Source organism: Proteus columbae (assembly GCF_002777965.1).
In the GTDB taxonomy this organism is placed as follows: domain Bacteria; phylum Pseudomonadota; class Gammaproteobacteria; order Enterobacterales; family Enterobacteriaceae; genus Proteus; species Proteus columbae.
In genome coordinates, this window is sequence record NZ_NGVR01000017.1 from 203760 (window position 1) to 216138 (window position 12379).

12 protein-coding genes and 2 tRNA genes are annotated in these 12379 nt (G+C 38.0%); 5 read left to right on the forward strand and 9 right to left on the reverse strand.

All coding sequences use genetic code 11. The features are described 5' to 3' along the window. Positions 1 to 101: 101 nt before the first annotated feature. The 4 genes from CBE70_RS07595 to CBE70_RS07610 form a co-directional block, all read right to left on the reverse strand. Positions 102 to 1016, reverse strand: a complete 915-nt coding sequence (locus tag CBE70_RS07595) for a nucleotidyl transferase AbiEii/AbiGii toxin family protein (protein WP_100158863.1) — start codon at positions 1014 to 1016, stop codon at positions 102 to 104. A gap of 1 nt (position 1017) precedes the next feature. Continuing rightward, positions 1018 to 1860 carry a type IV toxin-antitoxin system AbiEi family antitoxin gene (locus CBE70_RS07600; protein WP_100158864.1) on the reverse strand — a complete coding sequence of 281 codons (843 nt, stop codon included), beginning with the start codon at positions 1858 to 1860 and terminating at the stop codon, positions 1018 to 1020. A 709-nt stretch (positions 1861 to 2569) separates the two neighbouring features. After that, complete coding sequence (rimI, locus tag CBE70_RS07605) at positions 2570 to 3016, reverse strand: ribosomal protein S18-alanine N-acetyltransferase (protein WP_023582914.1); 447 nt, start codon at positions 3014 to 3016, stop codon at positions 2570 to 2572. After that, positions 2985 to 3395 (reverse strand): DNA polymerase III subunit psi, encoded by a 411-nt coding sequence (locus CBE70_RS07610; RefSeq protein ID WP_023582915.1) that lies wholly within the window; start codon positions 3393 to 3395, stop codon positions 2985 to 2987. The genes rimI and CBE70_RS07610 overlap by 32 nt, the downstream gene beginning before the upstream one ends. Before the next feature lie 129 nt (positions 3396 to 3524). Between CBE70_RS07610 and rsmC the strand changes: the two genes are divergently transcribed. From rsmC to CBE70_RS07625, 3 genes are all read left to right on the forward strand, one after another. Beyond that, entirely contained in the window at positions 3525 to 4541 is a 1017-nt protein-coding gene (gene rsmC / locus CBE70_RS07615) for a 16S rRNA (guanine(1207)-N(2))-methyltransferase RsmC (RefSeq protein WP_100158865.1), read from the forward strand. 154 nt (positions 4542 to 4695) lie between these two features. After that, positions 4696 to 4782 (forward strand) — tRNA-Leu (locus CBE70_RS07620). 37 nt (positions 4783 to 4819) lie between these two features. Next, positions 4820 to 4906, forward strand: a tRNA-Leu gene (locus CBE70_RS07625). Between the two features lie 64 nt (positions 4907 to 4970). On the opposite strand, the gene CBE70_RS07630 is transcribed toward CBE70_RS07625, so the two are convergent. The 5 genes from CBE70_RS07630 to CBE70_RS07650 form a co-directional block, all read right to left on the reverse strand. Then, the gene (locus CBE70_RS07630; RefSeq protein WP_088494567.1) at positions 4971 to 5234 is read right to left on the reverse strand and encodes a DUF1435 family protein; all 264 of its coding nucleotides are present in this window, start codon (positions 5232 to 5234) and stop codon (positions 4971 to 4973) included. A gap of 207 nt (positions 5235 to 5441) precedes the next feature. Then, positions 5442 to 5990: a GNAT family N-acetyltransferase gene (locus CBE70_RS07635; RefSeq protein ID WP_100158866.1), complete on the reverse strand. Its 549-nt coding sequence runs from the start codon at positions 5988 to 5990 to the stop codon at positions 5442 to 5444. A 2-nt stretch (positions 5991 to 5992) separates the two neighbouring features. Beyond that, positions 5993 to 7624, reverse strand: a complete 1632-nt coding sequence (locus CBE70_RS07640; protein ID WP_100158867.1) for a Na/Pi cotransporter family protein — start codon at positions 7622 to 7624, stop codon at positions 5993 to 5995. A 423-nt stretch (positions 7625 to 8047) separates the two neighbouring features. Next, positions 8048 to 9487, reverse strand: coding sequence for an alkaline phosphatase (gene phoA, locus CBE70_RS07645; protein ID WP_100158868.1), 1440 nt, complete (start codon positions 9485 to 9487; stop codon positions 8048 to 8050). A 187-nt stretch (positions 9488 to 9674) separates the two neighbouring features. Beyond that, positions 9675 to 11204 (reverse strand): alpha/beta hydrolase-fold protein, encoded by a 1530-nt coding sequence (locus CBE70_RS07650; RefSeq protein ID WP_232797377.1) that lies wholly within the window; start codon positions 11202 to 11204, stop codon positions 9675 to 9677. A gap of 252 nt (positions 11205 to 11456) precedes the next feature. Between CBE70_RS07650 and CBE70_RS07655 the strand changes: the two genes are divergently transcribed. Both CBE70_RS07655 and CBE70_RS07660 read left to right on the forward strand, forming a co-directional pair. Further along, a complete protein-coding gene (locus CBE70_RS07655; RefSeq protein WP_100158870.1) occupies positions 11457 to 11789 on the forward strand; it encodes a type II toxin-antitoxin system PrlF family antitoxin in 333 nt (110 codons plus the stop codon). A gap of 10 nt (positions 11790 to 11799) precedes the next feature. Beyond that, positions 11800 to 12294: a type II toxin-antitoxin system YhaV family toxin gene (locus tag CBE70_RS07660; RefSeq protein ID WP_100158871.1), complete on the forward strand. Its 495-nt coding sequence runs from the start codon at positions 11800 to 11802 to the stop codon at positions 12292 to 12294. The last annotated feature ends 85 nt before the right edge of the window (positions 12295 to 12379 follow it).

Below are 12379 nucleotides of genomic sequence, written 5' to 3' on the forward strand. Positions count from 1 at the left end.
TACAATTTAAACTGCAATACTCGATCTTGTAACAGTTAATATTGTAACAAGAGAACAGCATGAAAGTGTTCAACACGACATAAATGTCTATTTTTTAGAAATCATATACTGAGAACATCTTTCAGCTTTTCTAGGGCTTGTGCATGTTTTCCATTCGGCATTCTTGCCAAATTGATTTGTTTCCATTTGATGGCAGGAAGCTCACTGGCTCCATCCAAGCCGAGTAAAGACCAATTGGGCTTTCGATCTTTAAAGGATAGCAAAAAATCCTTTTCAATATTGGTCAGTCCTTGGTGAATAAGGTCTACTAGGCGCTCCCTTACGGCTTCTAGTTCCACCAACGGAACATCCGTCTCAGCCATATTGGTAAATTCACCTTCATAGGTGGCAGTAATATCCTTAAATTGCGGACTGAGCAATTCAGCCATTGGCCGATTATGACTTGATAAATAGACGAGTAATGCTTTACGAATTTCATCCGTTAGCCCTTCATTCTCCAAAAGCCACTTAACATCAAATAAGTCTCTTGGATGCTGTCTATCCAATGCTGCACATATCTTCCCTGCATAAAGATCAGCTAGATCAACAACAGGCATTTCAACATAACCAAATTCGTCTTCTACGGCTGTGCAAACTTCCATCAACTTTGGTTCATAAACAGTACCACGCAATACTGGCGATAGCTCGACTTTGATCTGCACACCATTGCGGGCAACGATCAACCTCAGGGCATCGCTTTTTGACCGATAGGCTTCCGTTAGCTCGACGTCTTTAAACGCTATTTTTAAATCCGTACTAATAGCATCAAGAGCATCACAGATTTCCTGCAAAGCGTCATCACGGCTCTTCATTGGCAGATACACCAAATCAATATCGACCGATAAACGAGGAAAGTCTCTGACAAATAAATTGATTGCTGTACCACCTTTGAGCGCAAAGCATTTCTGTTTGGCAACGAAAGGCAATACTTGTATCAAAAGCTGTACTTGTTTGTAATAAATACTATTTCTATCCATACTAAACTGATCCTTTACTTGCCAATGCCATATGTTGAGGTACTGTTATTAGATACTCTGTATCTAACTTCCCACCTTTAGCAACAACACGTTTACCTGAGCCTAAATCGTAATTTTCTACATTTAACTTATCAAACCAAGGATAAGCTTGACGTTTTGCAAGCCAAAAGAACAAGCGTTTGACTTTTACGCTTTTACACGCTTTTAAGAGCATATCAAGCTTTCTTGGAGATAAGTTCACCAACCCCTGCATTAGCTCATCGGCATGTTCAAATGACACACTTTCAGGCAAATCCACCAACACCTCTAATATGGCTTTTTCCGGACATGAAAAATACACAGGTGGCAACTGCTCTTCCCATTTATACTCTTTAACGAATGCCCTATCTTTTAATAAGCTATCAGGCCAAAGTTTACTTGTACTATGCCCCACGAACTTAATTGGTAATGACAGTCTCGCAAGCCAGGAGGGGAGCTTTCTCGCTGCATATAAATGAATATGAGGTGTACTCCCTAATGACAAATATTGTGACAAACCAGATATGGAAAGCGCTGACAATCCACCGACCACAACAGGCGGAAGTTGTTCATCTACATTTTTATCCATCATACGCTGCATAGAAGCTACTACGCCTTCCCAAGTGACAGATCGGGAATACTGGCTGTAAACACCTGTAGCTAGTAGCAATAACGTATCGGTTTTGACAGCGTTATCTAATGAATGAGCACTCAAGCCCTGCTCTGCAAGCCATTTCTTTGTAGCTAACATGCCATAAGGTAAAAGAGTTTTAAGAGACTGTTTATAAGACTCTTTCGCCGTTTCTCGCTGGGAATGACTAATCATTTCTAAACACCAAATCCTTTTTCCAGTTTATCTTTTTATCATTTTACGGCGAAAATTGCCGTAAAACCTAAATTTAATAAACTATCATAATAAGGAGTGGTTTACTATTCTTTCCATTCACGGCGTAAATCGCCGTATAATAGCCAATTTTTAAACCCACACTACTAAAACCTAGAAGGCTTACTTAGTTCAGTCTGCGAGTAACATCTGCAATGCTTTGGTTTATTTGCTTTGTAAGAACCAATCTAGCTATCGCCTTATAAAGCAACCTTGTTTTCATTGAAACTCTTAACGTACCTATGTTGACTAAACATTTTACTCGTTACCTTTCTGAGCAACTAATAAAGCAAAGAATTAGCCTATTTATTTTCAGTTCAAATCGGGATTGAATATAAGATTCTAAATAAATACACCTTTATTTAGATTTAATTTTGTCTATATTTAGAGACTAATCACTTTATTTAAAACAAAAATAAATACTCAATTTACTTATTTTAAATACCATTCACCTTTTTAACACCGTTATAATCACCTAACGTTTTAAAATTAAACAATGACAAAAGTGAAATTAACTTGATAAATTTACATTAAGTAAAAATAAAGATAAATTTTAAATACAATTAATAAAAAATAAAATTTTAAGACTTCAAATAAAATAAAAAAACGCCTAATAGAAGGCGTTTAAAATTTAACTTAAATAAAGATTTAATTAGAAAGAAATAGGATAAGCCATGATAATCGCATCTTCATTTCCCGTCTTTGTTGGGTAATAGTTTTTGCGTTTTGAAACAAAATTAAATCCTATGGATTCATAGAGATTGAACGCTTTTTCATTTGATTCTCGTACCTCTAACCACAAGGTAGTGATATTTTTTTTCTCAAGTGTTTCAATCAGTTCCAATAAAAGTGCTTTGCCGTAACCTTTCCCCTGATAATCAGGATGGATTGCAATATTAAAAAGTGTTGCCTCATCTAATATTAATTGCGTAATTGCGAAACCTACAATAATATTATCAATGCAAATTTTCAGATTAAAATAATGACTTCCTTGGTTACTATAAAATGTTTCTTCACTCCAAGGGAATGAATGACTTAATTTTTCAATTTGCCATGCTAAAGGTAAATCAGCAGGGTTTAAGAGTGAAATGGTCTTCATATTGATAGATTTGTTTCCAAAGATCGCGTTTTGCATCAGCATCAAAATATAACTGATGTAATGAAGGGCTTCTCAGAGAAGTATATTCAGAGGGAAGTATGAGATCAGTGCCTAATAACCAGCAGGGAAGATCAAATGATTCTGTGAGCATGCTCACATCATCTGTTGTAATACAATAGATTTCGTCTTTATCTATCCCCATGGCGCTAAAAATATCAGAGAAAAGCCCGTTATTTAGATCAACGGTATCATCAGTAATGATAAGTAAACGTGTTGTATCCGGAAATTGAACAGAATGTTCGCCTTTTAACACAGCAGGCTTACGAAGTACCCACTGACGAATTCCAAGTTGGGATAACATTCTGTCTTTACGGCTCATTATGCTTACCTATCAAGTGTAGAACAACGGTACATAGTATCAGAGGGCATAAACTACGCCAATAAATAGCGTCGGTTTCTTTATATCTGATATCATGCGTCTCATGTTTTTTAAGGAGTAATAATCATAATGTCCTCACTGTCCCCTGCTAGCGAAGTTATTCTTCGTCACCTAGATCATTTCGCAGACAGGCATGTACTTATTGCAGGTGATCTTCAAGATACTTTTGCGGCACAAATTCAGGCGAAAAGTGTCAGAGCATATACCAACCAATATCACCAGTGGCTACCATTACTAAAATCAATGGGTGATAACGCACTCTTCGGTTTAGTTGCAGATCAATCCTTTGTGAAATATTGCAATACCTTGATCTATTTTTGGCCTAAAAATAAAAACGAAGCCACTTTCCAACTGCGTAGCCTTTGCTCTAACTTACAAGTGGGTACTGAAATTTTTATCGTCGGTGAAAACCGTAGCGGTGTTAAAAGTGCCACAGAATTAATGAACGGTATCGCTAAACTTAAAAAAATAGATTCAGCACGCCGTTGTAGCTTATTTTTTGGTACTCAAACATATCAAACACTGTTTGATCGTAATAACTGGTGGCAAACTTATCGCCATGACGATCTTACTGTAATGGCATTACCAGGTGTGTTTAGCCAAAATGCGTTAGATGATGGTAGCCGTTTATTACTATCAACCTTTGATGATGCAATGGTTGGGGATTTACTCGATATGGCATGTGGTTGTGGTGTTCTTGCCACTGTACTTGGCAAGAAAAACCCAATGTTGAAATTGACACTGTGTGATGTGAATGCGGCGGCAATTTCTTCTAGTATCGCCACCTTAAACGTGAATGAATTAGAAGGTCGAGTAATTGCGAGTAATGTCTATTCAGCGGTTGAAGAAACTTATGATTGGATAATCTCAAACCCACCTTTCCATGATGGTTTGGGTACAAGCTATACCGCTGCTGAAGATATTATTCGCCTTGCACCAAATTATCTAAAAAGAGGCGGTAAATTACGCATTGTCGCTAATTCGTTTATCCCTTATCCAGACATACTGGATCATGTATTTGGCTCTCATGAAGTGCTTGCATCAACAGGTAAATTCAAAGTTTACCAAGCCACTAAGAAAGATTAATCATAAGCCCTGTTATCGATAACAGGGCTTTATTTTTGGGGCTGATATTAAATAACAATTCAAGATATTTTATTTTTCATCACCAAGATAATTTATTGATAAAAAATAATTGACGCCAAAAATAAAAGGCATAAAATTCGCTTCCTGTCTGAATGCGAGAGTGGCGGAATTGGTAGACGCGCTAGCTTCAGGTGTTAGTGTCCTTACGGACGTGGGGGTTCAAGTCCCCCCTTTCGCACCAAACAGACAATATAGAGTAAAATTAATTGAGTAAGACTGCGAGGATGGCGGAATTGGTAGACGCGCTAGCTTCAGGTGTTAGTGTTCTTACGGACGTGGGGGTTCAAGTCCCCCTCTTCGCACCACTCAATAACCCTTCTTTTTTCTTGTAATAACACCCATTCGATTACACGCCGAATATTCTATTCTCTATCCATGATACGCGACTAAAAGTGTCATCAAACTGTAGGTTAAGACAACGCCTGCGGGGATCATTACCCACATCTGTAATTTTTTATGGAATAGCATCAAGGTTGATAACAGCATTGAAACCACTAAAACCAGTGTAAAGGCAGATGTTCCAGCAATAGAATGCGTGATCACTGTGAGTAAAGAAGAAACAGCCAACATTTCCCATAAACTAATGCGAGATGTCCAAGATGTCACTGGAGATATACGCGTTGGTTTAGCCATAATAACCCACCATTAATGATAATGATTTTCATTATTATATATAACACCTATACTAAATCAACTTATATAAAGAAAAAAAATTATTTTATATCCTTATTTTTTAAAGGGTTATGTGTATCTTTTAGTAGAAAAAACAAAAAATGCCTTCTCATTTTCACGAAAAGGCATTTAATTTTATTATGTTATTGTCGTAATCAATAAACGAAACTATGCGTTATTTGGCTCGATAAAATGAAAGACTAAATGAATATCTTCAGGCTCTCTTTCATAAAGTTCAGGATCAGGAATATCAATTAAACGACACCCTAAATGCTGATAAAAATTCACGCTATTTTCAGAAGGTGTTGATGAGATATATAATCCACCAGCTCCTTTTTCCTTCGCATATTTCACACAATAATCAAATAATATTCGTGCTAAACCTTGCCCACGTTGCTGGTGGCTAACATGTAAAAAAGAGAGTTGAAGTAAAGTGCCATTTTGACCTCGTTTTTGCGGATCAACACTCGCAGCTGCAACCAGTTGACCTAATTTAAAAACGCCCCAGAAAGGCGCTCCCCGGTCAAAACTTTCAAGCAAAACAGGTGTGTAATGCTCTGCTTCACCTTCCGGCCAACCTTTCATATCAAAGCGGTGCTCTGATAAAAGCAATGTTCCTTCTTTTAAAACATATAGCTTTTCAATAAGCTCGGTTCTATCAATTTCCCATACTTGTGGAATTTCATTTCGTGTTAATTGACGAATATTGTTTTTCATTATTAAAGATTAACCTGTTCTGATGATGATTCACTTCGTTCTAGTACGTGATAAGCCACAGCACAGAACAAGGAATTCAACCGTTTCATATCACCGAGCAAACTGGTATGCAGAGAACTGGTTTCAATACTTTGCATATTATGCAAATGAAGACGTTCTACATGAGCAAACGAGTAACGCTGGTTGAGTAAACGGAAACGATGTTTTGCTCGACGCAATTTACGAGCATGTTCCATGTTGCCGGAAACAAATACCGACATCGCCAGATTCAGATTACTTTGCAGACGCTCAAGGAGTGTCTGTAATTCACGACGCCCTTCCTCCGATAAAAATAAGTGGTGATTTAAACCTTTGCTCACCACTTCAGCCGACATACGTGCAATGATAGTGGATGATTGTTGTAAATTCATCGCTGTATCAATAATTTCAGCCCAACGCCGGGAATCTTCAGTTCCTAGATCATGCTGTTGAATTTGTGCCATATACAATTTAATGCTGCTGTGGAGTAGTTCCACCTCTTCTTCTAACTGGCTAATTTCTCTTTTTTGCTGACGATCGCCTTCCATTAACACAGTAAAACGTTGCAGCATTTGTTCTATAACATCACCTAATCGTAGTGATTCTCTAACCGCATTAGCAATTGCCAATGAAGGCGTATCAATAGCGGATTGATCTAAATAACGCGGTGCCATTTCAGATCCAGTAGCCGGTAATTCAGGAATGAGTCGCTGACATAATTTCGCCATTATGCCGACAAAAGGGATCATCAAAATACAGCGAGCAAGATTATAAATAACATGAAAATAGATAACGACTTCAGCCGGTGAAAATCCATATTGCTGGATTTTATTTGCAATTATGGTTATCCAAGGTAGAACCAATAACGCACCAATTAATTTAAAAAATAAGCTTCCCAACACAACTTGTCGAGAGGCAACGCTTTGTCCCCGACTACTTATTAATGCAAGTAAACCACTACCAATATTTGAGCCAATCACAATGCATAAACTGATATACAATGGCATTAATCCTGTTGCACTTAATGTCGCTGTTAACAACACTGCCGCAAGACTTGAGTAACTCACCATTGCAAAGAGTGCCCCCACCAATAGCGCTAAAATAGTATCGCCACTGAGAGAGGTAAAAATAGCTTGGACTGCACTTGCGTGCATAATGGGTTCTGCCGATGCCACAATGAGTTGTAAAGCCAACAAAATCAAACCAAGGCCAATACCCACACGTCCTAGTTGTCCCACTCGCTCTTTTTTACGGCTTAAAAAAGCAATAACACCGATAAGGATAAGAAGTGGCGATAACCAAGAGAGATCAAACGTCAGCACACGCGCCATAAGTGCAGTACCCACATCTGCCCCTAGCATAATAACAAGTGCTGGTGTAATCGAAATCAGTCCTTGCGTCACAAAAGAGATAACCAAAAGTGCCGTCGCATTACTGCTTTGAACTAATGCCGTTACGCCTACTCCCGCAAGAAAAGCATTGGATTTTTTATTAATACTTTTACCTAAAATTCGGCGTAAATCAGAGCCAAAGACACGCATAATGCCTGTACGAACAATATGTGTTCCCCAGACAAGAAGCGCGACTGATGAGAGTAAATGAAGCAGTGTCAGCATAGAAATAATAACCTTATTTTTATCGTTGTTTGTTTGACTCTGTTCTCCTTCAATCTCATAAAAAAGAGAAAGACCACGAGCAGATAATTTATCTGAGAAAAGATTTTTTTACGGGTAATGCCTTAATAACACATAAGGTAACTAGGCAAAAAGATATTGCAACTTAAGTACAATAATCAATGGAGAAGTTGAGAATATTACATAGATTAATTTGTTAATTCTGCTAATTATAACAGAAAATGTATCACTTTCAAAAGTAGCCTATAAATAACCTATTGATTTATTATCATTTTAATTTAAACAAACTCAATTCTTAATAAAAAAACGCGACCAGAGGGTATCTCTCTAAGTCGCGCAAAAATACAACAATTTAGTAAGGCAATTCGACTACAAGTTCAAACAGACTATAAATTCAACTTGAATTTACTTCAGACCCATCGCATCACGCATTGTGAAAAACAAGTCTGTTTGGTCAGTTAATCCAACCACATTCGCGGCGTGTGGGCCATAAGCGGCAACACGTAATTGCGCCCCAGTATGCTCTTGGGACTCTTCTTCTGAGTTACCGTAATTCACTACCATAACCGCACCATCTTTGGTGATAAGTGCTTGTGTTAACCCACTCGATTTCACATCCGCCTCAATAATTTGGCTTGAATGAGCATGGTCAGCCGTCACGATAATCAGAGTGTCGCCATTTTGTTTAGCAAAATCTAAACCGATTTGTACGGCTTCATCTAGTGCAACAGTTTCACCGATTTGTCCGCAAGGATTAGCATTATGATCTTGCTTATCAATAGAGGCACTTTCGACTTGTAAAAAGAAGCCATTTTCATTGGTCTTCAGTAAATCGATCGCTTTTTTGGTCATTTGTGCCAGTGTTGGCGCATTTGGGTCGAGCTTAGAATTAGGTTTGCACTCTAAAGGTGGGTTATTCAAATTGCCATGATACGTGGCTTTAGGGCCTTCCCAAGCCACCGCCATATTACCCTCGTGGAATAAACCCAGTACTGGTTTATCTTGGTTCGCAAGCGTAATCGCATCTAACGATTTTGCATCCTTCACGATTTGATAACCACGCTCAATCGCTTGTTGTTCTAACGTTTTACCTTTGTATTCACCCGCTGCCGCAGTTTGGGCAAAACTTTTCGCACCGCCCCCCAATGTAACATCTGCTCGAGTCTCTAAAAGTTGCTCAGAGATAGAACCTCTACCACCATTTTCTAATGCATTGGTTGAGCATTTTTCTAAAGTTTCAACAGGACCATAGCATTTGCGTCCTGTTACATGCGAGAACAGTGCCGCTGGTGTCGCATCTTGAATTTCTGATGTTGTCACGTTCCCTGTTGCCTTTCCATTGGCTTTTGCTAATTCCAAAATAGTTTGGTGATCCTTACCAAACACATCAATCCCTAATGCACCATTATAGGTTTTCACACCAGAAGCCCACGCTGTCGCAGAGGCGGCAGAGTCTGTTACATAGTTAGGTTTTTGTGTTTTTCTATCTAAAGCATAGTGTGTGTATTGACCTGTAATAGGTAAGGCATCGATACCTTTAAAGAAACCACCTGCACCTTCAGCATAATTACGCGCAACAGTGATTTCAGAATCCCCCATACCATCACCAATAAAGAGGATCACATTTTTTGCTTGGTTATTATGTAAAGCTGCTTTTAATGCCTCAGTTTGATCCTGAGTCATACGGCGAGCACCGCCAAATTCCGTGATATTACCTTTTGCTGCGCGATCTTGAGCCAAAATTGCATCAGCAGCAACGGGAGCTGCAAAAGAAGAGAAACTCGCGCCAGCCAATAGCGTTGTTACAATAACGGATAAAATAGAACGTTGGTAACGATGAGACATAGCTTTTTCCTTGCACTCTAAAGTAAAAAACAGGGTTAATGTTTTAAGTCAGGAAAAGCTTACGGCAGTTAAATGACAGAGAAATGAAGAGTAAAAGTGATTTCGATGACAACTTTATGACAGGTTGGTGACAAGTCAGAAGCTTATGCCGTTTATCATCACTCATAAGCTTCTGTCATTATCGATATTAATGCTCTTGAGTTAATGCTTTCGCACCAAGATATAGCGTTTCACACCAAGAAATATAATCATGCCCACTGGCCATTTCGAGTGATTTAACAGAATAACCTTTTTGCTCTAAAACCTGTTTAAGGTGACGATTATTATTTAAAATCCCCCCTTTATCACCACGGCTTTCAAATAACCCAGCCTCTAAGAAAAACTGTAATGACTTTTTATCAGCTTGCTCAAATTGTCGAATAAGCCATTCAGGCTCTTCATTTTCAGGCGCCCACCAATAAGAGCCAGACATACTTAGTACTTTACCAAAGCGATCAGGGCGATTAAACGCGACCCATGAAGACGCTAACCCGCCATAACTAGAGCCAGATACAATCGTTTCTTCTCCTGATACGTGAATACCTTTCTCTTTTTCTAACCAAACAAAGAGTTCATCTGCTAAAAAGCGATAAAAATCAGGATTTGGTGGTAATTCAACACTACGGCGATCACTATCGATACTATCAACAAAAAGGATCATCATCGGCGCTAATTTCCCTTCTTCGATCTGTTTATCAAAAAACAGATCAATCCCATATTGGCGACGATATGTTTGTCCATCGAATAACACTAAAATTCGAGGTACAGTCATTTTTCTTGCTGGCTGATAAAGTGCAATTTCACGATCATTATTTAAGATCTTACTGTGAAAACGAACAATCTCTGTCTTGCCTTTCATTGTTCTATCAAGAATATCGGGTAATTGGCATTCACGTTTACTGTCTAACGACAATAAAGAGAAGTGATTATAAATATCCTCAGATTGACTTGGAGAATTTTGGGAATTAAACGGATCGGCTTGTGCTGTGGTTAAAATCGCACGGCGTTGCTCAAATGGCTCTGAATTTTCAATAACAGGTACATCAGGCGCTAATTTATATTGCATCAGTGTATTGTTAGGTACGATATAACTACGGTACCAAATATCACTATTGGCTAAATGTGTTAACGGATCATGATTACCATCAGGTGATCCCAATAAATAGACATTCTTTTTTGCACCTTGCCATAAGAAAGTCACTAACTTTTTATCCTTATCATAAGGCTCAATAAGGGGTGCACCTTCATGGCGTATTTTTTGCCAAAACGCCTGAATACTTTGTTGGTTTAATTGTTGAGTAAGTGTTTGTAAACGAGGGCTAATAGGTGCTATTCCCGCATCTTTATCTAGAGGCTGATAAGGCTGTGTTGTCAGTGTGAGTTGCCACGGTTTTTCCGCCTCGCCTTGTGCAATTAATTGATAACTCGCTGTTTCAGGTAATAAAAAGCGCACTTTTTGTTGCCCATCAGCAGGAACATCTTTTAATAAGCTACGAATATGTGTGCCATTTTGGGTTTCTAATCGCAGGTTTTGTATTCCTTTCACATTCAGTTCAGCATAACGCTCGCTCTCTAAATTCGAGGTAAAACACAAGGTGTTGCTGTTATCAAACTGACCTGTTATTTCTTTGCCTTCTACTATGGTTAAGCAATTGGCAAAACTAGGAAAAGAAGCCATTAACGCACATATCATCAGAGGAATTCTCACTTTATTATTCTCGTTATAAACTATTGTAGGAGACAATAGTAATGATAATTGTTATCAATTCAATAAATATACTAATTTGTTTATAAAAAATAGTTTAATTAAACAATGTGAACAATGCATTTGCATTACACAATGCAAGTGCATTACAATACTCTGACTTGCAAATCCCTGATGGTTTAAAAAACCTAACCCGATCATGGGATAAAGTTAAGGAGAAACAATATGAACCTAAATATTGAGGATGTGTCTCTACGCGCTGAGTCTCGACTCACTGAACGTAGTCAAACAACAATTCCTGCAGCCATTCGAGATGCCTTGCACCTAAAGCCTGGTGAATTAATCGAATATTCTCTATTACCTGGGGGTAAAGTCATTATATCTCGACAAGAAAAGGAACAAGATGATCCCGTTATATCTGAATTTCTCTCTTTCCTTGAAAAAGATATGAAGATAAACCCACAGCATATCAGATCAGTGCCAGCAACGTTATGGACTGAGGTGGAAGAGCTTACTAATGGTGTTGAAGTTGACTTAGACGCACCACTTACTGACTAACAGAGGTGGAATGAATACTTTAGAAATTAACGGCTGGAAAATCTTTTTTCACCAATGCTTTTTAGACCAGATTATTGAATTGGTTGAAAACGTCAAAAAATTAAAAGCATCAGATCCAAGTGGATATAAAAAGAAAAGCGCAACTAAACTACTTACAGCAATCCGAAAAATAATAGAAGAGCGTATAGCCAGAAACCCTCTCGATCCTATATTTCACCAAGGAAATACATTAGGGTCTAATAATAAACATTGGTTTAGAGCTAAGTTCTTACAACAGTTTCGTTTATTTTTTCGATGTAGTGAGGAGCATAAGGTCATTGTTATTGGTTGGGTTAATGATTTCAATACATTGCGGGTTTATGATTCGAAAAGTGATGCGTATAAAGTATTTTCATCAAAATTAAAAGCAGGAAAACCACCAAATGATTGGCAAACATTGCTAAAAGAAGCGTCTGCCACAACAGGAGCAGAAATGTTTTCAATTCAAGATTTATTCAATCACTAGTGAGTGTTATCAAAATTACTTTTATCATTTAAAAAGAGCCCAATTTTATAGCATCACTTCATATTTGGGCTCTTCCATTATTAAA

What these genes read in the sequence shown, in the direction of transcription:
- CBE70_RS07595 (WP_100158863.1), bottom strand. Translation starts at nt 1,016, where the DNA reads ATGGATAGAAATAGTATTTATTACAAACAAGTACAGCTTTTGATACAA.
- CBE70_RS07600 (WP_100158864.1), bottom strand. Translation starts at nt 1,860, where the DNA reads ATGATTAGTCATTCCCAGCGAGAAACGGCGAAAGAGTCTTATAAACAG.
- rimI (WP_023582914.1), bottom strand. Translation starts at nt 3,016, where the DNA reads ATGAAGACCATTTCACTCTTAAACCCTGCTGATTTACCTTTAGCATGG.
- CBE70_RS07610 (WP_023582915.1), bottom strand. Translation starts at nt 3,395, where the DNA reads ATGAGCCGTAAAGACAGAATGTTATCCCAACTTGGAATTCGTCAGTGG.
- rsmC (WP_100158865.1), top strand. Translation starts at nt 3,525, where the DNA reads ATGTCCTCACTGTCCCCTGCTAGCGAAGTTATTCTTCGTCACCTAGAT.
- CBE70_RS07630 (WP_088494567.1), bottom strand. Translation starts at nt 5,234, where the DNA reads ATGGCTAAACCAACGCGTATATCTCCAGTGACATCTTGGACATCTCGC.
- CBE70_RS07635 (WP_100158866.1), bottom strand. Translation starts at nt 5,990, where the DNA reads ATGAAAAACAATATTCGTCAATTAACACGAAATGAAATTCCACAAGTA.
- CBE70_RS07640 (WP_100158867.1), bottom strand. Translation starts at nt 7,624, where the DNA reads ATGCTGACACTGCTTCATTTACTCTCATCAGTCGCGCTTCTTGTCTGG.
- phoA (WP_100158868.1), bottom strand. Translation starts at nt 9,487, where the DNA reads ATGTCTCATCGTTACCAACGTTCTATTTTATCCGTTATTGTAACAACG.
- CBE70_RS07650 (WP_232797377.1), bottom strand. Translation starts at nt 11,204, where the DNA reads ATGGCTTCTTTTCCTAGTTTTGCCAATTGCTTAACCATAGTAGAAGGC.
- CBE70_RS07655 (WP_100158870.1), top strand. Translation starts at nt 11,457, where the DNA reads ATGAACCTAAATATTGAGGATGTGTCTCTACGCGCTGAGTCTCGACTC.
- CBE70_RS07660 (WP_100158871.1), top strand. Translation starts at nt 11,800, where the DNA reads ATGAATACTTTAGAAATTAACGGCTGGAAAATCTTTTTTCACCAATGC.